This is a genomic window from Geodermatophilus sp. CPCC 206100 (genome assembly GCF_048569675.1).
Taxonomy (GTDB): Bacteria; Actinomycetota; Actinomycetes; order Mycobacteriales; family Geodermatophilaceae; genus Geodermatophilus.
Genome location: NZ_JAQISV010000011.1, coordinates 23,218 through 39,698, shown reverse-complemented (window position 1 = coordinate 39,698; position 16,481 = coordinate 23,218). Strand labels below are relative to the sequence as shown.

General features: G+C 75.1%; 19 protein-coding genes. 8 read left to right on the top strand and 11 right to left on the bottom strand.

The window, feature by feature from the left end; translation table 11 throughout:
- Positions 1-76: 76 nt before the first annotated feature.
- On the top strand, positions 77-613 hold the full coding sequence (locus PGN05_RS06190) for a hypothetical protein (protein WP_419751656.1): 537 nt from the start codon (positions 77-79) through the stop codon (positions 611-613).
- 45 nt (positions 614-658) lie between these two features.
- Here the strand turns inward: PGN05_RS06190 and PGN05_RS06185 are convergent, their stop codons facing one another.
- Positions 659-889 (bottom strand): hypothetical protein, encoded by a 231-nt coding sequence (locus PGN05_RS06185; protein ID WP_419751655.1) that lies wholly within the window; start codon positions 887-889, stop codon positions 659-661.
- An 81-nt stretch (positions 890-970) separates the two neighbouring features.
- Between PGN05_RS06185 and PGN05_RS06180 the strand changes: the two genes are divergently transcribed.
- The 4 genes from PGN05_RS06180 (at position 971) to PGN05_RS06165 (ending at position 4,970) form a co-directional block, all read left to right on the top strand.
- Complete coding sequence (locus tag PGN05_RS06180) at positions 971-1,489, top strand: DUF6328 family protein (RefSeq protein WP_419751654.1); 519 nt, start codon at positions 971-973, stop codon at positions 1,487-1,489.
- Between the two features lie 54 nt (positions 1,490-1,543).
- Positions 1,544-2,983 carry a hypothetical protein gene (locus tag PGN05_RS06175; protein ID WP_419751653.1) on the top strand — a complete coding sequence of 480 codons (1,440 nt, stop codon included), beginning with the start codon at positions 1,544-1,546 and terminating at the stop codon, positions 2,981-2,983.
- A gap of 95 nt (positions 2,984-3,078) precedes the next feature.
- Positions 3,079-4,125: an ATP-binding cassette domain-containing protein gene (locus tag PGN05_RS06170; RefSeq protein ID WP_419751652.1), complete on the top strand. Its 1,047-nt coding sequence runs from the start codon at positions 3,079-3,081 to the stop codon at positions 4,123-4,125.
- A complete protein-coding gene (locus PGN05_RS06165) occupies positions 4,122-4,970 on the top strand; it encodes an ABC transporter permease (protein ID WP_419751651.1) in 849 nt (282 codons plus the stop codon). Before PGN05_RS06170 ends, PGN05_RS06165 begins: the two co-directional genes overlap by 4 nt.
- Before the next feature lie 4 nt (positions 4,971-4,974).
- On the opposite strand, the gene PGN05_RS06160 is transcribed toward PGN05_RS06165, so the two are convergent.
- The 6 genes from PGN05_RS06160 to PGN05_RS06135 form a co-directional block, all read right to left on the bottom strand.
- On the bottom strand, positions 4,975-5,652 hold the full coding sequence (locus PGN05_RS06160; RefSeq protein ID WP_419751650.1) for a glycosyltransferase: 678 nt from the start codon (positions 5,650-5,652) through the stop codon (positions 4,975-4,977).
- Positions 5,649-6,503, bottom strand: coding sequence for an NAD-dependent epimerase/dehydratase family protein (locus PGN05_RS06155; protein ID WP_419751649.1), 855 nt, complete (start codon positions 6,501-6,503; stop codon positions 5,649-5,651). The genes PGN05_RS06160 and PGN05_RS06155 overlap by 4 nt, the downstream gene beginning before the upstream one ends.
- Positions 6,500-7,285 carry an aldolase gene (locus PGN05_RS06150; protein ID WP_419751648.1) on the bottom strand — a complete coding sequence of 262 codons (786 nt, stop codon included), beginning with the start codon at positions 7,283-7,285 and terminating at the stop codon, positions 6,500-6,502. The genes PGN05_RS06155 and PGN05_RS06150 overlap by 4 nt, the downstream gene beginning before the upstream one ends.
- Positions 7,286-7,329: 44 nt before the next feature.
- Positions 7,330-8,388 (bottom strand): ABC transporter ATP-binding protein, encoded by a 1,059-nt coding sequence (locus PGN05_RS06145; protein ID WP_419751647.1) that lies wholly within the window; start codon positions 8,386-8,388, stop codon positions 7,330-7,332.
- Complete coding sequence (locus PGN05_RS06140) at positions 8,385-9,863, bottom strand: ABC transporter permease (RefSeq protein ID WP_419751646.1); 1,479 nt, start codon at positions 9,861-9,863, stop codon at positions 8,385-8,387. Before PGN05_RS06140 ends, PGN05_RS06145 begins: the two co-directional genes overlap by 4 nt.
- A gap of 119 nt (positions 9,864-9,982) precedes the next feature.
- On the bottom strand, positions 9,983-11,005 hold the full coding sequence (locus PGN05_RS06135; RefSeq protein ID WP_419751645.1) for an iron ABC transporter substrate-binding protein: 1,023 nt from the start codon (positions 11,003-11,005) through the stop codon (positions 9,983-9,985).
- A gap of 84 nt (positions 11,006-11,089) precedes the next feature.
- Here PGN05_RS06135 and PGN05_RS06130 point away from each other — a divergent pair, with 84 nt between their 5' ends.
- Positions 11,090-11,536 (top strand): GNAT family N-acetyltransferase, encoded by a 447-nt coding sequence (locus PGN05_RS06130; RefSeq protein ID WP_419751644.1) that lies wholly within the window; start codon positions 11,090-11,092, stop codon positions 11,534-11,536.
- A 22-nt stretch (positions 11,537-11,558) separates the two neighbouring features.
- Here the strand turns inward: PGN05_RS06130 and PGN05_RS06125 are convergent, their stop codons facing one another.
- A complete protein-coding gene (locus tag PGN05_RS06125; protein ID WP_419751643.1) occupies positions 11,559-12,500 on the bottom strand; it encodes a bacteriorhodopsin in 942 nt (313 codons plus the stop codon).
- 99 nt (positions 12,501-12,599) lie between these two features.
- On the opposite strand from PGN05_RS06125, the gene PGN05_RS06120 reads away from it, so the two are divergent.
- Positions 12,600-12,815, top strand: coding sequence for a hypothetical protein (locus PGN05_RS06120; RefSeq protein WP_419751642.1), 216 nt, complete (start codon positions 12,600-12,602; stop codon positions 12,813-12,815).
- A gap of 460 nt (positions 12,816-13,275) precedes the next feature.
- Here the strand turns inward: PGN05_RS06120 and PGN05_RS06115 are convergent, their stop codons facing one another.
- Together PGN05_RS06115 and PGN05_RS06110 are read right to left on the bottom strand one after the other, a co-directional pair.
- Positions 13,276-13,872: a dihydrofolate reductase family protein gene (locus tag PGN05_RS06115; protein ID WP_419751641.1), complete on the bottom strand. Its 597-nt coding sequence runs from the start codon at positions 13,870-13,872 to the stop codon at positions 13,276-13,278.
- Positions 13,873-14,109: 237 nt separating this feature from the next.
- Positions 14,110-14,475, bottom strand: coding sequence for a YciI family protein (locus PGN05_RS06110; RefSeq protein WP_419751640.1), 366 nt, complete (start codon positions 14,473-14,475; stop codon positions 14,110-14,112).
- Between the two features lie 136 nt (positions 14,476-14,611).
- Between PGN05_RS06110 and PGN05_RS06105 the strand changes: the two genes are divergently transcribed.
- Positions 14,612-14,803, top strand: a complete 192-nt coding sequence (locus tag PGN05_RS06105; protein WP_419751639.1) for a hypothetical protein — start codon at positions 14,612-14,614, stop codon at positions 14,801-14,803.
- 71 nt (positions 14,804-14,874) lie between these two features.
- Here PGN05_RS06105 and PGN05_RS06100 read toward each other — a convergent pair whose 3' ends face one another.
- On the bottom strand, positions 14,875-16,413 hold the full coding sequence (locus PGN05_RS06100; protein ID WP_419751638.1) for an alkaline phosphatase PhoX: 1,539 nt from the start codon (positions 16,411-16,413) through the stop codon (positions 14,875-14,877).
- Positions 16,414-16,481: the final 68 nt, after the last annotated feature.

The window sequence follows — 16,481 nt, the reverse complement described above, 5'->3', positions numbered from 1 at the left end:
GGCACAACCGGGTTCGCCTCCCGGGGCCACGGGTAGTCCCGCGGGGTCCACGTCCCCTCCTCCCGGGAGTTCCCCCATGGCCCGCAACACCCTGTCCCGCTCCCTGCACGACGTCGGCCTCGCCGCCTGGTTCGGCGGCACGCTGGCGAACGCCGTCGCCCTGAACCCCGCGGCCGGCGAGGCCGGCGGCCGCGACACCGGTCGGGTCGCCAACGCCGGCTGGGACCGGTGGACGCCGGTCAACGCCGCGGCGATCGGTGCCCACGTGGTCGGCAGCGTCGGCCAACTGCTCGGCAACCGTGGTCGGGTGGCCCGCCAGCAGGGCGTGGCCGGGATGAGCGTGCTGAAGACGGCGCTCACCGTCGCCGCCCTCGGCGTGACGGCCTACAGCAGGTCGCTGGGCATCGTCGTGTCCGGCGCGGGCGCTGTGCCGGCGCGGTCGGGCACCAAGCCGGCCAAGCGGACCAAGGCCGAGGTGGCCGCCGCCCAGGAGCAGCTCGACCGGCTGCAGTGGGTCATCCCCGCCCTCACCGGTGCGCTCGTGGCCGTCAGCTCCTACGCCGGCGAGCAGCAGCGGCCGGGCGAGGTCGCCCGCGGCATCGCGCAGCACTGATCGCCCGCCGCCCGCCGACCGCCGACTGCGTCGACCGGGTCGCGGTCAGCGGTCGTGGCGGCTGACGTCGGCCGGGTCCGGCGTCCGGAACGGCGGGTCCGCGGGCAGGTCCGTCTCGTCGGCCGCGCCCTCGTCGGTCTCCGGTGACCGGTCGGGTTCCTCGCCCCCGATCCCGAACCCCTCGGCCGGCGGGGGCGCGCCCGCCCCGGGGTCAGCGGCGGGGATCCCGTCGTCAGCGCGACCGAGGTTGGGCTCCATCGGGGTCCACATCGACATGCGCGGCGCATACCCGGGCCCGATTGGTGGCACTACTCCGCTCCGGGTGAACGATGGGTGAACGGCGAGGGTGGTGGGGGCATGACCTATGTCCAGGCGTCGCGCCGCCAGGGCGGCTCGGATGGTGAGAGCCGCAAGGAGCGGATCGACCGGGAGCTCATCGAGCTGCTCAACGAGCTGCGGGTGGCGCTGCCGGGGGTGCAGTTCCTGTTCGCCTTCCTGCTGGTGGTGCCGTTCCAGCAGCGCGGCGCGGACCTGACCGAGTTCCAGCGGGACGTCTACTTCGTGACGCTGCTGGCCGCGGCCGTCGCCACCGGGCTGCTCATCGCGCCGGCCGCCCAGCACCGCGTGCTGTTCCGGCAGCACGACAAGGAGAACCTGCTGCGGCGCAGCCACCGGTCGGCGTTCGCCGGGCTGCTGGTGCTGGCCCTCGCCATCTGCTCGGCCGTGCTGCTCGTGACCGACGTGGTCTTCGACCTGACCCAGGCGTGGATCACCACCGCGGCCGTGGCCGCGCTGCTGGCCTGGTGGTGGATCGCCGTTCCGCTCTGGCAGCGCGGGCACAAGCGCCAGGACGACCCGGAGAACGACCGAGACTGACAGTCGACTGCGCCGCGCGGACGCGGGGGGCAAGGGTCGCCTAACCTGCTCGGCGTGAGTGCGACGGCGGCCCGGGTACCGACGCCGACGTCCGCACCCCCGCCGACGCGAGCGCGCTGGCTCCCGATCGAGCTGCTGCCCGCTGTCGTCGTCGCCGTCCTGGGCACCGTGCTGCTGCTCCCCGGGCACGGGCTCTGGTTCGACGAGCTGTTCACCGCCGAGGTCGGCCGGCAGCCGCTGCGGGAGATCCTGGCCGCGATCGTCGAGGGCCGTGGGACGACGAGTTACCTGGTCGACGTCCCGCCGTCGTACAACGCGCCCTACTACGTCGTCGTGCACGCCTGGGTGTCGCTGCCCGGACTCGGCGGGGACACCTCGCTGCGGGAGCTGTCGCTGCTGGCCACGGCCGGCGGGCTCACGCTGGTCACCCGGGCGGTCACCCGGCTGGCCGGCCGCCCCACCGGGGTGCTGGCCGGGGTGCTGCTGGCGGCGAACCCGCTGCTGCTGGAGCAGGCGGTGGAGGCCCGGCCGTACGGGCTGGCCGTGCTCGCCACCGGCGGGGCGCTGCTCGGCCTGGTCCGCTGGCTGGAGGAGGCGCCGCGCGGGCTGGTGCTGTTCGGTCTGGCCGGTGCCGGCATGGGCCTGGCGCACTGGTACGCCGTCACGGTCCTGGCCGCGTTCGTCGTCGCGGCCCTGCTCCTGCGCGGCCGCCGGGCGCTCCCCGTCGTCCTCACCGGCGCGGCCGCCGTGCTCCCTCCCGCCGCGCTGATCGGCGTCAACTTGCTCAACGGCACGGGCGCCCGCAACGCCGAGCACCTCCGCGACACCGGCGGCACGCTGGCCGAGCTGGCCGTGGAGGCGTGGGCCGGCGGGCGCACCCCGCTGCTCTACCTGACCGTCGGCCTGGCGGTGCTCGGCGCGCTGCGCGGCGTCGGGGTGCGGGTCGTCGGCGGCTGCTGGCTGCTCGTCCCCCTGGTCCTGCTGCTGGTGGCCGAGCTGGTGCGCCCGGTGTTCCTCCCCCGGTACCTGCTGGCCGGCCTGCTCGGCCTTGGGGTCCTCGCGGCGGCCGGCGCGCTCGCCCTGCCCCGCGGCGCCCGCAGCCCCGTCGCCGCGCTGCTGGTCGCCTGCTCGCTGCTGGCCGCCGCCCCACTGGCCGACCGTGAGCCCCGCGAGCGCGCCGACGAGGCGGTCGCGCTCCTCGCCGCGCGGCACACGGCCGGCGAGCCGGTGGTGGCGGCCGACCAGCGCTCGGCCACGGGCCTGGACCACTACGTCCGGACGGCGGCGCCGCAGCTGCGCGCCGACGTCGTCCTCCCGCCGGACGACGCGCCCGCGACCGCCGACCGGGTGTGGCTGGTCCGCCGCATCGTCGACGGCGAGCCGGTGCCCACCGACGACGACGGGATCCTCGCCGATGCCGGCCTGCGGATCGTCGACGAGCACGCCTTCCCCGCGACCAAGACCGACCTCGTCGTGCAGCTCTGGGCCCGCTGACCGGCCCACCGATGACTTCGCGGGCGCCCCCGCGTCCTCCTGTCAGACCCCCGCGGCATCGTGGGGGCGCCGACCGAGAAGGCGAGGTGGGGTCCGTGGCGGCGTACGTCGGAGACGCGGTGCCGGCCCAGCGGCAGGGCCCGGACGACGGGAGTCGCGGCGAGCTGGCCATCGAGACCGAAGGGCTGGTCAAGCACTTCGGCACCACCCGCGCGGTCGACGGCGTCGACCTGCGCATCCCCCGCGGCGGCGTGCACGGCTTCCTCGGTCCCAACGGCGCCGGGAAGACGACGACGATCCGCGTGCTGGCCACCCTCCTGCGGCCCGACGCCGGCACCGCGCGGGTGTTCGGCCACGACGTCGTCACCGAGGCCGACGCGGTGCGCGCGCGGGTCAGCCTCACCGGCCAGTTCGCCAGCCTGGACGAGGACCTGAGCGGGGCGGAGAACCTGCAGCTGCTGGCCCGCCTCCTCGGCTACTCCCGGCCCGCGGCGCGGCAGCGCACCGAGCAGCTGCTCGCCGCCTTCGGCCTCGGCGAGGCCGCCGGCAAGCAGGTCAAGCACTACTCGGGCGGCATGCGGCGGCGCATCGACATCGCGGCCAGCATCGTCGTGCGCCCCGACCTGATCTTCCTCGACGAGCCCACCACGGGCCTCGACCCGCGCAGCCGCAACCAGGTGTGGGACGTCGTGCGGGCCCTGGTCCGCGGCGGCACCACCGTCCTGCTGACCACCCAGTACCTCGACGAGGCCGACCAGCTGGCCGACCGCATCTCGGTCATCGACTCCGGCCGGGTGATCGCCGAGGGGACGCCGGGTGAGCTCAAGGCGTCGGTGGGCACCGGCACCCTGCACGTGCGGGTCCGCGATCCGCAGTTCCGCGGGGCGGCCCGGGCGCTGCTCGAGCGGGTGCTGGCCGTGCCGGTCCGCGAGGAGAGCGACCCGGCCGCCCTGACCGCCCGGGTGGACGACGCCAGCCCGGTGGCCCGTGCGCTCACCGCCCTGGAGGACGCCGAGGTCGGCCTGGCCCAGTTCGCGCTGGGCCAGCCGAGCCTCGACGAGGTGTTCCTCGCGCTCACCGGCCACCCGGCCGAGTCCACCGGGCCCCGCCCCACCGACCCCGACGAGGAGAGCCAGACGTGACCACGACCGAGAGCCGGCACGTCCTGCTGGACGCACCCGACAGCGCGGCGGTGCACGAGGCGCTGATCGCCGGCGAGCGGCCGCGCCCGCAGGGCCCCTGGGCGGCGTCGGCGACCTTCGGCTGGCGCACCCTGCTCAAGATCAAGCACGTGCCCGAGCAGCTGTTCGACGTCACCGCCTTCCCGGTGATGATGACGCTGATCTTCACGTTCCTCTTCGGCGGCGCCCTGGCCGGCACCGTCGACGCCTACATCCAGTTCTTCCTGCCGGGCATCCTCGTGCAGAGCATCCTCATGATCACGATGTACACCGGCGTCGCCCTCAACACCGACATCGAGAAGGGCGTCTTCGACCGCATCCGCTCGCTGCCGGTGTGGCGGCCCAGCGCGCTGGTCGGGGCGCTGCTCGGCGACGTCGTCCGGTTCACCCTCGCCTCGGCCGTGGTGGTCACCCTCGGGGTCGTGCTGGGCTTCCGGCCGCGGGCCGGGCTGCCCGGGGTGCTGGCCGCGATCGGGCTGCTGCTCGTCTTCGCCTTCGCGCTCGGCTGGATCTGGACGTTCCTGGCGCTCGAGCTGCGCACCCCCAACGCGGTGATGGGCTGGAGCATGCTGGTGATCACGCCGCTCACCTTCGGCAGCAACATCTTCGTCGACCCCTCGACGATGCCGGGCTGGCTGCAGTCCTTCGTCGACGTCAACCCGATCAGCCACCTGGTCACCGGCGTGCGCGGGCTGATGCACGGCGAGGCGGCGGCCGTCGACGTCCTGCTCGTCCTCGGCTGGGCGGCCGCGCTGGTCGCCGTCCTCGGCCCGCTGACGATGCGCCGCTACGGCAACCGCAGCTGAGCTCTCAGCGGCGGTGCCGCAGGGCCCAGCCGAGGGAGCGGGCCGACTGGCGCAGCCGGGCCCGCGCCGTCCAGGCCGAGCGGCCCTCGGACCGGCGGTCGCGGGCGACCGGCACGCTGGTCACCGGGCGGCGGGCCAGGCCCACGGCGAGCACGACGCTGGGCGCCTGCGCGGCCAGGACGGCGGCCCGCACCCGCGGCCCCATGGCGAGGAAGGCGCCCGCGTCCGGCGGCAGCCCGGTCAGCCGGGCGGCGAGCACCCGGTGCGCGGTTCCGGTGAGCCGGCGCAGGCGCGACTCGTAGGCGCCGCGGCGGCCGGCGAACACCGCCTCCACGTCGTCCTCCGCCAGCCGGTCGAGCAGCCGCGGCACCGCCTCGGGCGGGTCCTGGAGGTCGGCGTCCAGGCACACCCAGACGTCGGCGTCCGGCTCGGCGGCCAGCCCGTGGACCAGCGCGGCGTGCTGGCCGCCGTTGACCGTCAGCCCGGTGACCGCGATCCGCGGATCGGCCGCGCTGAGGTCCACGGCGACCCGCGCGCTGTCGTCGGGCGAGGCGTCGATGACCAGCCGCAGCCGCCAGTCCCGGCCCTCTAGCGCGGCGGCCAGACGCTGCGCGAGCGGCACCAGCGTGGCGGCGCTGCGGTAGACCGGGACGACGACCGCCACCCGCGGGCCGGCGCTCATGCGCCGGCGGCCCAGGTGCGGGCCAGGCCCTCGGCGAGGTCGACGGTGGGCGCCCAGCCGAGCAGCCGCGCGGCCAGCGCGGGGTCGCTGACCCAGTCGGCGGTGTCCCAGTCCCGGCCGGGGTGCGCGCCGGGCGCGGTGGCGATCGGGCGCCCGGTGACCCGCTCGGCGGTGGCGATCAGCTCCTCGGTCGCCGTCTGCACGCCGGTGCCGATGTTGAGCACCTGCCCGGCCGGCAGGTCCGCGGCCAGTGCGGCGCGGACGCAGGCGTCCACGACGTCGCCCACCCACACCCAGTCGCGCCGGCTGACGGAGCCGGGCAGCGCGACGACGGCGCCGGTGCGGGCCGCGTCGAGCACGACCGGCACCAGCCGGGTGGGGTGGTCGCCCGGTCCGTAGACCTGGAAGGCCCGCAGCACCGCCGCCCGCACGCCGCGCTCGGCGGCGGCCGCCTGCAGCAGGAGCGAGCCCGCGGCCTTGGTCGCCCCGAAGAAGCCGCGCGGGTGCAGCGGCGCCTCCTCGGTCAGCGGACGCGGGTCGGCCGCGTACTCGGTCGAGGATCCCAGTCGGACGACGGCGCGGCAGCGGTCGGGCAGCGCATCGACCAGCCACGGGCTCGTGTTGACCGCGACCGTGGCCGCCCGGTCCGCGGGGGTCGCCTTCGCCCGCCCGGCGGCGAGGGAGAAGACCACGTCCGGATCGGCGGCGCGCACCGCCGCCGTCGCCGCGACGGGGTCGGCGAGGTCGACGTCGGCCCGGGTGAGCGCGACGACGTCCCAGCCGTCGGACCGCAGCCGCGCGACCAGGTGCCGGCCGACGAAACCCCCGGCGCCGGTGACCGCGGCCCTCACGCCGGTTGCGCCTCCGGAACGCCGCCGACCGCCGAGACGAACGCCGCACGCCGGGCCTCGACGTCGTCCCGGCCGGCCAGGCGCAGCCCGTCGAGCGTCGCCAGCAGCCGGGGGACCTCGACGAACGGGTCGCGGCCGGCCATGTCGGCGGTGAACGAGCGGCGCAGGAAGGTGAAGTCCGCGCCCAGCCGCACCAGCTCGGCGGCCAGCAGCTCGGCGGCCACGGGGAAGCCACCCTCGGGCAGGGTCAGGCCGCCGACGCCGAACGGCTGGGACACCACCGCGCGGACGGCGTCGACCGTGCCGTCGACCAGCGGGGTGAACAGCTGCGTCGCGCCGCGGTCGATGCGCAGGTCGTTGAGCCCCACGTACACCCGGGACAGCGGCCGGCGGGCCAGCTGCGCGGTCTGCTGCACCGCGTCCTCGGTCTCCACGAGGATGCCCAGCCCGCAGCGGCCGGCGACCAGGTCGAGCGTGCGGTCGACCTCCTCGCCGCTGCGCACCATCGGCAGCAGCACCTCGTCGGCGCCCCGGGCCACCGCGTCGTCGACCTCCGCGGCCGTCCAGGGCCCGAAGCCGTTGACCCGGCACAGCAGCCGGCCCGGGGTGGCCGCCCGCATGCGCGAGAGGTCCTCGGGGGTGTCGGTGTTGATCTGGGTGCCCTCGCCGCGCTGCCGGCGGTGCTTCCCCCTCCGCTCCCAGTCGACGACGATCCCGGCCGCTCCGGCGGCCACCACGTCGGCGCCCCAGGCGGGGTCGACCGTGAAGAGGAAGAGATCCACGGCGGTGAGCTTAGGCACACCTAAGCCGTCGTGGGGTGGTCAGGTCACGCGAGGGCCGGCTCGTCGGCCGCGCCGGCCGGGAACGGCAGGGCCGCGCCGTTGACCCGGACCGACACGTCCTGCCCGGCGGCCGGGAGGTCCCAGCCCTCCAGACGGGCGCTGAACTCCTCGCCGGACGGCAGCTCCAGGCGAACCCGGGCGTCGTGGCCGAAGAAGTCCACGGCCCGCACGCGGGCGGTGGGGCCGTCGCCGCCGGGGAGGCCGAGCCGCAGCTGCTCCGGGCGCAGCAGCACCCGTGCCGGGCCGTCGGGGCAGGGCCGCTCGAGCGGCAGGACGCCGAGCACCGAGTGGGCCGCCCCGCCCCGCACGTCGGCGTCCAGGACGACCGACTCCCCGACGAACATCGCGACGTCGAGGTCGCGGGGACTGCGGTACAGGGTGCGGGGGTCGGCCAGCTGCACCAGCCGGCCACCGCGCAGGACGGCGACCTGGTCGGCCATCGACAGCGCCTCGGCCTGGTCGTGGGTGACCAGCACCGCCGTCGCCCCGGTCGCGGCCAGCGCCTCGGCCACCGCCTGCCGGGTCTCCTCGCGCAGTGAGGCGTCGAGGGAGGAGAACGGCTCGTCCAGCAGCACGAGCGAGGGCTCCGGCGCCAGCGCGCGGGCGAGGGCCACCCGCTGCTGCTGCCCGCCGGACAGCTGGTGCGGCGAGCGCTGGGCGAGCGCCGGGTCCAGGCCGACCAGCGCCAACAGCCCGCCGACCCGGGTCGTGTCGCGGCGCAGCCGCCGCGGCAGGCCGAAGGCCACGTTGCCGGCGACGGTCAGGTGCGGGAACAGCCCGCCCTCCTGCGGCACGAACCCGATGGAGCGGCGGCGGGCGGGCACCGAGCGACCCGGCCCGGCCACCAGCCGGCCGCCGACCTCGATCGCGCCGGAGTCGGGGTCGTCGAAGCCGGCGATCAGCCTCAGCAGCGTCGTCTTCCCGCAGCCTGATGGCCCGAGCAGCGCGGTGAAGCCCGCCTCGGGGACGTGCAGGTCCACCCCGGTGAGGACCGGGGTGGCGCCGTAGGACTTCGTCACGGCGGTGACGGTCAGCGAACTCATGGGGTCAGACCTCTGCGGGCGTCGCGGGAGAGCAGCACGGTAGCCGGTGCCGAGAGCAGCACCATGACGACGGCGTAGGGCGCGGCCGCCCCGTACTCGAGGGCGCTGCTGGCCGACCAGAACGCGGTCGCCAGCGTCGTCGTCCCGGTGGGGGCCAGCAGCAGCGTGGCGGTCAGCTCGGTGACGACGGCGAGGAAGACCAGCGCGGCGCCGGCGCCGATGCCGGGGGCGAGCAGCGGCAGGGTGACCCGGCGCAGCCGGTCGGCGGCGGTGGCGCCCAGCGAGGCGGCGACGTCGTCGTAGAGCCGGGGCGACTGCTCGACCGCGGCGCGCACGGTGACGATCGCCCGGGGCAGGAAGAGGATCGCGTACGCGGCCAGCAGCACCGGCACGGTCTGGTAGATCCACGGCGTCACGTTGATGGCGATGGTGACCAGGGCCAGCGCGATGACGATCGCCGGCACCGAGCTGCCCAGGTAGGTGCTGCGCTCCAGCAGCGTGGCCACCCGCCCACGGGCGCGGACGGCGAGCCAGCCGGTGGGCAGCGCCATCGCGGTGGTGACGACGGCGGCGACCGCGGCCAGGCCGAGCGTCGTCCCGGTGGTGGTGGCCAGCGCGGCGGCGTCCAGGCCGGTGGACGAGCCGCGGACCAGCCAGGTCGCCAGGCTGCCGAGCGGCACCGCCAGCGACAGGCCGACGAGCGCGGCGAGCGCCAGCAGGGCCGGGACACCGAGCGCGCCGAGCCGCAGCGGCCGGCCGGGACGGGCCACCCCGGCGCCGGTGCGGGCGTAGCCGCGCCGGCCCCGAAGCCGCACCTCGGCGAGGAGCAGCAGCAGGCACAGCAGGACGAGGACGCCGGCCAGCATCGTGGCGCCCGGCCCGTTGAACGTCGCCCGGTACTGGTCGTAGATGGCGGTGGTGAAGGTGGCGTAGCGCAGCATCTGCAGGGCGCCGAACTCGGCGAGCACGTGCAGCGCGATGAGCAGGCCGCCGCCGAGCAGGGCCACCCGCAGCTGCGGCACCTGCACCCGCAAGAACACCGCCCAGCTGGACAGGCCCAGCCCGCGGGCGGTCTCCTCCAGGGCCGGGTCCAACCCGCGGAAGGCGGCCACCACCGGCAGGTAGACGAACGGGAAGTAGGACAGCGTCACGACCAGCAGCGCGCCGCCGTAGCCGTCGACGCCGGGCAGCAGCGAGATCCAGGCGAAGCTGTTGACGAAGGCGGGAACGGCCAGCGGGGCGACGAGCAGCACGTGCCAGACCCGCCGTCCGGGCAGGGCGGTGCGCTCCACCAGCCAGGCCGCCCCCACGCCGAGGACGGCGCACAGCAGCACCGTGCCGCCGACCAGGCGAGCGGTGTTCCAGAGCAGCTCCCCCACCCGCGGCCGCAGGACGAGCTCCCGGATCCCGCTCCAGCCGACGTCGAGGGTGTAGCCGGCGATGTAGCCCAGCGGCAGCAGCGCGAGGGCGGCCACCGCGGCCGCCAGCAGGAGGGTGACCGGGGTGCGGCGCAGCCCGGTGCGCGCGCGGGACCGCCCCGGGACGGGCGGCCGGACCGCCGTCCCGGGCTCGGCGGAGCCGGACGCGGGCGCGCTCAGAGCAGCCCCACCTCCTGCATGAGCTCGGTGACGCGCTGCTGGTCGAGGGAGCCGGGGTCGACGTCCGGCGCCTGCAGGTCGGCCAGCGGCGGCAGGACGTCGGCGGAGGCCACCCCCGTGCCGACGGCGTACTCGAGCGCGGTGCTCTCGGCCAGCCGCTCCTGGGCCGCGGGGCTGGTCAGGTAGGCGACCAGCTGCTGGGCCTCCTCCGGCTGGTCGCTGGAGGCCAGCACCCCGGCGCCGGAGACGCTGACGAACGCGCCCGGGTCCTGGTTGCGGAACAGGTGCAGGCGGGCGTCGTCGCCCTTCAGCGCGTTCTCGGCCTGGTCGCGGTACCAGTAGTAGTGGTACATGATCCCGGCGTCGATCTCGCCCTCGTCGGCGGCGACCATCACCGCGGTGTTGCTCTGGTAGACCCCGGCGTTGCGCTCCAGCCCCTCCAGCCAGGCCCGGGTCTCCTCCTCCCCGCGCAGCGCGAGGACGGCGCTGACGATCGCCTGGAAATCCGGCCCGCCGGCGGCGATGCCGACGCGCCCCTCCCACTCCGGCCGGGCGAGGTCGAGGATCGACGCGGGCAGCTCCGCCTCGGGCAGCACCTCGGGGTTGTAGACCAGCACGGTCGAGCGGGCGGCGAAGCCGGTCCAGTTGCCCGACCCCGGCCGGAACTGCTCGTCCACCTGGTCGAGCGTGGACTGCTCCAGCGGGGCCAGCAGGCCCTCCCGGTCGAGGATGTCGATCGACGGGCTGTTCTCGGTGAGGAAGACGTCGGCCGGGGAGGCGTCGCCCTCCTGCACGATCTGGTTGGCCAGCTCGGCGTCGTTGGCGTCCCGGAACTCCAGCTCGATGCCGGTCTCGTCGGTGAACCCCTCGAGCATGGTGCGGACCAGGCTCTCGTGCTGCGCGCTGTAGACGGTCAGCGCCTCCGCGCCGGACGCCTCGCCGGAACCGCACCCGGCCAGCAGGCCGGCGACGGTCAGGGCGGAGAGAGCCGTGGCGGACGTCCGCCCGAGCCTGGTCACACGCACTCCTGAAGATAGGCAAGCCATACCTGACGAGCAGGTGTACCACGGACCGGTGGCGGGGCGTCGGCTACAACTGCTGGCATGCCCTCCCCTCCGCCCCGCCTGCGCACGGCCCGCTTCGCCGAGCTCACCCCGTTCGAGGTCTACGGCCTGTGCCGGCTGCGGGTCGACGTCTTCGTGGTCGAGCAGCAGTGCCCCTATCCCGAGCTGGACGGCCGGGACGTCGAGCCGGGCACCGTGCACCTGTGGCTCGAGGACGACGGGGAGGTCGCGGCCACCATCCGGGTGCTCGACGACGGCGCGACGCGGGCCATCGGCCGGGTGGCCACCGGGGCCGGGCACCGCGGTCGCGGGCTGGCCGCGCGGCTGATGGAGGCCGGCATCGGGCTGTGCGAGGGGTTCCCGATCACCCTCGGCGCGCAGGCCCACCTGGAGGGCTGGTACGAGCGCTTCGGCTTCCGCCGCAGCGGCCCGGGCTACGTCGAGGACGGCATCCCGCACGTGCCGATGCGCCGTCCGGCCTCCTGAGCGGACAGCCCTTCCCGGCGGCTCAGCCGCCGTCGGGAACGGCGCGGGACCGCTCCCCGCGCCGGGGGAACTCGCGCAGCCGGTCCAGGACCGCGGGGGCGACCCGGCCGAGCTCGGGCAGCACGCCGTCGCTCTTGTGCACGTGGCTGGACCACACCGGCTCGGGGTGGGTGTCGCGGCCCGCGGCGACGTCCTCGGCGGTCCGCAGCTTGGCGACCTTGTGCACGAGGACGCCGAAGCCGATCTTGGCGACGACGTCCGCGGCCGAGTAGCCGACCTGCATGGCGGTGAACCAGGCCGGCGTCACGTCGACGAACACCGGCACGGAGTAGACCAGCGGGTAGATGCCGAAGCTGCCGAGCAGCACGATCGTGGCGTTGCGGAGGCTGGCCGCCGCCTCGGCGCCCATCGTGGGCAGCGATCGCCGGACCGCGCCGATGAGGGCCACGTACAGGTAGGCGAAGAAGGCGGTGCTGACCAGCCCCCACACCACGAGGGCGACGGTGTCGCGGCCCTGGTCGACGACCTGGGCGCCGACGTAGCCGGTGACGATCATGAGGAAGGCGGCCGCCATCGTGCTGAAGCGCAGCCGGCGGGCGGCGGCACCGGCGATCGAGCACACCGCGAGCAGTTCGACGGTCAGCAGCGGGACCGTGACCGACCAGTCGATGAACCGGGTGCTCTCCGTCGTCCGCGCCTCCTCGTTGGGCAGGTAGACGCCGTCCTGGAGGCGGAACCCGGAGTCCCAGTCGAGGTACAGCAGCAGGTAGGCCGCCGTGGCCACCGCGGCCAGGCAGACGGCGGCGTGGGACGAGGGCCGGTAGCGCGCGGAGACCTCGTCCTTGCTGATCCACGAGAAGAGGAGGTAGGCCAGCAGCGCGAACCCGGCGCCCAGGATGGCCAGCTGCCCCACGTCGTAGAGGCCGGGCGACAGGGACTGCAGCTCGGGCACGGACGAGTTCACGGCGGCTCCAGGGAGGGCGGGAGGGTCTCCCCCGGCTACCCCCGGCGACGGAAGCCCCAACCGTTGTCCCGCCCGGCCTCGCGGGTGCAGGCTCGGGCCGTGACGATCCGGTGGCTCACCGACGACGACCGAGCGGAGCGGGCGCGGATCGCGCGCGAGCAGCTCGAACGGGATGAGCTGTTGCTGACGTTCGCCCGCTGGCTGAGTGATCGCGCGGGGCACGACGGGCCGGTCACCGTGCCGGAGCTGCGTCCGGAGACCGAGGCCCACCTGATCCGGCTGCTGCGGGACGGAACGGCTCCGCCGACCGCTTGATCACCATTCCGGCGGCGACCGGCCGGAGGGGCGTGATGTCCCTGAACGAGCACCACGTGACCGTCCTGACCTCCTCCGAGCCCGTCGCCGACACAGATCCCGAACAGTGGGCGCCCAGGCGCACCGGTCCGGTCAGGCGGCTCGCGAAGCGGCTGCTCCTGGAGAGCCCGGTAGCGCTGGAGCGGCCTCCGGGGACGCCGGCTGACCTCGAGCCCGCCCTGAGGAACCGGCGCCGGCGAGATCAGCACGCGTCAGCGGCCCCTCGGTCGCTCGCTGGGTCGACCATGAGCGCGAGTTGATCACGTGTCGGTGTCGCCCCGCGGTGGGCCGCTCAGGAACACCGGCCGACTCGCCGTGGACGAGGCCCACGGGCGCCGCTTGACCAGCTCACCGCGCGCCGGGATCCGGGGCCTCCGACTGGCGAGGCAAACCAGGCGACGCTGAGCGCGGTCGAGCGGACTCACCGACGGACGGCGTAGCGGAGCAGGACGTTCTCGGATCCTTCGAGGCGACGGGCGTCGAGCAGGACCAGGTCGGTGGGCCGGTCGAACGTCGGTGTGCCGCCGGGGAGCGCCCGGGGCCCCACCATGAGGTGGATCTCGTCGACCACCCCCTGCGCGAGCAGCCCGTTCCACATCGTCCGGCTCGCGAAGACCAGGATGTCGCCGGCCCCGCGCTCCTTCTCGGCGGTGACCCGGGTGGCCGCGGCGGCGCGCGGCACGACGGTGGTCACGCCGTGCCACGGGTTGTCGGCCGGAACGACGAGCCCGTCGCTGACGACGATCTTCGGCAGCGGGTCGTAGAGCCGGCTGAGCTCCCGGTTGTCGTCGCTGAGGGCACGGTTCGCCGGGTCGTGCGGGGCGTCGGCGATGTGCGGCCAGTAGGAGCTGAAGCCCTCGAACGAGCGCCGGCCGAGCAGCACGGTGCCGGCGGCGCGGATCCGCTCGAGGTTGTAGGCGTCGAACGCGGCGTCCATGTTCAGGGCCATGACGTCGCCGCCCGGACCCTCGAACGAGCCGTCGACGGACACGATGTTGCTGACGACCACGGTGCGCACGGGATCCTCCTCCGGTCGGGGCACCGGGTGGGCCCTCCACGACAGAGTCGAAGCTGGTCCGGCTTTCTCGACACCAGCTCACCGCACGTGGGCCCGCGAGAGGGTCACAGCCTCACGTCGTCGTGCGAGGGCTGCCCGCACGGCCCGGGACAGCGGCTGCCGTACCGGTGGACCGCGCACTCCGTGCGTCGGGCCCTGCCGCGACCGGCCGGCCGCTCGTCGCCGGTCCCGACGCCGTCAGGCCGGGACCTCCTGGAAGGCGCGGACCTCGATCCGGCCCCCGAGCGCCTTGGATGCCTTCGCGGCCCAGGCGACGGCAGCCTCCCGGTCCGCCGCCTCGACCACCCACATGCCCCCGAGGTACTCCGGCGCCTGCGTGAACGGCCCGTCGGCGAGGGCGAGGTCGTCGCCGGTGTGGTCGACGGTGACCGCCGTCGACGGCGGGTGCAGTCCACCCGCGAAGACGAGAGCGCCGGACTCCGCCAGCTCCTTGAGGAAGGCACCGGCCACTGCCAGCGTGGCCTCCAGCTCGGCGGGATCCATCGACGCCATCGTCGGCTCCTCGGCCGAGTCGTGCGGCAAGGACAGCAGGTACTGCGTCACGGTCGTCCTCCGAGGTCGTCGCGGCGGCCCGGCTGGCCGCGCTCACGAGGAACGGACCCCATCCGCCGCCGGATCTCATCGGTCGAGGCCGGCGCCGAGCTTGCTCGAGTGAGTGTGCAAACGGATCATGGCCGGCGTGACGAGCCCGCAGGCATCGGTCGATGGGCCTGGGGTCGTGCTGGGCGTGGTGGGCACCGGAGGTGCCGTCACCGCGCTCGTCCAGGACGAGTGGCTCTGGGCGGCCGTCATCTTCCTGGGGTCGATCGCGGCCGAGCTGATCCTGGTGCTGGCACGACGACGGCGAGGACGACGCGCTCGGGCCCGGTGACCACGCGCGTCCCCGAGTGGGTGTCGGGGGCGGGCGCCGGGCTCGCGCCCGGGCACCCGCCCCCCGCCGGCTCAGCGGTGGTGCTTGAACGGACCGGTGATCGCGAAGACGTAGCCCGGGGTGGCCGGGTCGGCGCCCTCGTCGGGGCCCGCGCTGCCCTCACCCTCGCTGGCGGACGGGTTGCTGCCGTCGCCCTGGATGTTGGCGAACAGGATCCGCCGGTCCGGCGAGAAGTTCGGGCCGGTGAACTCCGACTGCGCGGCGGTCTCGTTGCGGGCGAAGAAGAACGCCTCCCCGCGGTCGGTGGCCCCGACCAGGTGCTGGGCGCCCTCGCCGTCCTCGGCGATCATCACGCCGCCGAACGGGGAGACGGTGATGTTGTCGGGGCCGTCCGGGTCGCTGTCCTGGTCGTCGCGCGTGTAGGCGAAGCGCAGCGTCAGCTCGATGGTCATCCGCTTGGCGTCGAGGAACCACACCTGGCCGTCGTGCGCGACGGCACTCTCCTCGTCGGCGTCGTCCGCGGCGGTCCGGGCGAAGGAGGCGGTGAAGTACGCCCCGCCGTCGGCCCACCACATGCCCTCGAGCTTCTGGCTGCGGGTGACCTGACCCTCGCCGAACTGCGCGCGGGTGGAGGTCTCCCGCGCGTCCCGGTCGGGCACCTCCACCCACTCCACGGCGTACGTGGTGCCGATCTCCTCGGCGACGGAGAGGTCGGGGACGTACCGGCCGCGGTCGAACGCCTTCATCGCCTCGAGCGTGCCGGCGTCGTCCGCGAGGTCGCGCAGCCGGTCCTTGCCCGGCCGGAAGTCCTTGGGCGGGGTCCAGCGGTAGAGGAGGCCGTAGGGGTCGCTGGCGTCCTCGGTCAGGTAGAAGTGGCCGCGGCGCGGGTCGACGACCACCGCCTCGTGCGGGTACCGGCCCAGCGCCTTGATCGGCTTCGGATCCCGGTTGAGGTCCTTGTCGTAGGGGTCGACCTCGAAGACGTAGCCGTGGTCGAGGGTCAGCGCGCCGTAGGTGCCCTCGTCGCCCGCGCGGTCCTCGGTCTCCTCGCAGGTCAGCCAGGTGTCCCAGGGAGTGGCACCACCGGCGCAGTTGTTGACGGTGCCGGCCAGGCTGACGTACTCGGTGACCCGGTTGCCGTCCCGGTCCACCACGACGTTCGTCGTCCCGCCGCCGGCACCCTTGTCGTAGACGAGGCCGTCGATCAGCGGGACGGGGTTCTCCTCGTCGCTGCCGACCTCGTGGTTGGTGACGAGGACGGCGCCACCACGGCGCAGCGGGAAGCTGGCGCTGCCGTCCGGGTCGGCGGGGGTCGGCGAACCGTCCTCCATGATCGTCACGCCGGTCTCAGCGATGATCGTGTAGGAGAAGCCCGCCGGGAGCGCGAGGATGCCCGCGGGGTCCGGCACCAGCGGGCCGTACCCGAGCTGGCCGTCCCCGCCGCCGCGGCCGTTGCCAGGACCGCCGCCGTCCGCGGCGGCGGTCCCGGCGCCGAAGAGGGTGTCGACGCTGCCGACGAGGGCGATGCCCAGGCCGCCGACGGCGCCGCGCTCGAGGAAGCGGCGGCGGGAGACGCCGGAGGTCTCGGGGAGCTGGGGGGTGGTGGTCACGCGCGGTCCTTCACTGTTGGTGGCCGTAGGACGGGGCCCACGCTCAGCAGCGGACATGACCTGGCGGT

Coding starts and splice junctions, on each gene's coding strand:
- PGN05_RS06190 (WP_419751656.1), top strand. CDS start 77: ATGGCCCGCAACACCCTGTCCCGCTCCCTGCACGACGTCGGCCTCGCC.
- PGN05_RS06185 (WP_419751655.1), bottom strand. CDS start 889: ATGTCGATGTGGACCCCGATGGAGCCCAACCTCGGTCGCGCTGACGAC.
- PGN05_RS06180 (WP_419751654.1), top strand. CDS start 971: ATGACCTATGTCCAGGCGTCGCGCCGCCAGGGCGGCTCGGATGGTGAG.
- PGN05_RS06160 (WP_419751650.1), bottom strand. CDS start 5,652: ATGAGCGCCGGCCCGCGGGTGGCGGTCGTCGTCCCGGTCTACCGCAGC.
- PGN05_RS06145 (WP_419751647.1), bottom strand. CDS start 8,388: ATGAGTTCGCTGACCGTCACCGCCGTGACGAAGTCCTACGGCGCCACC.
- PGN05_RS06130 (WP_419751644.1), top strand. CDS start 11,090: ATGCCCTCCCCTCCGCCCCGCCTGCGCACGGCCCGCTTCGCCGAGCTC.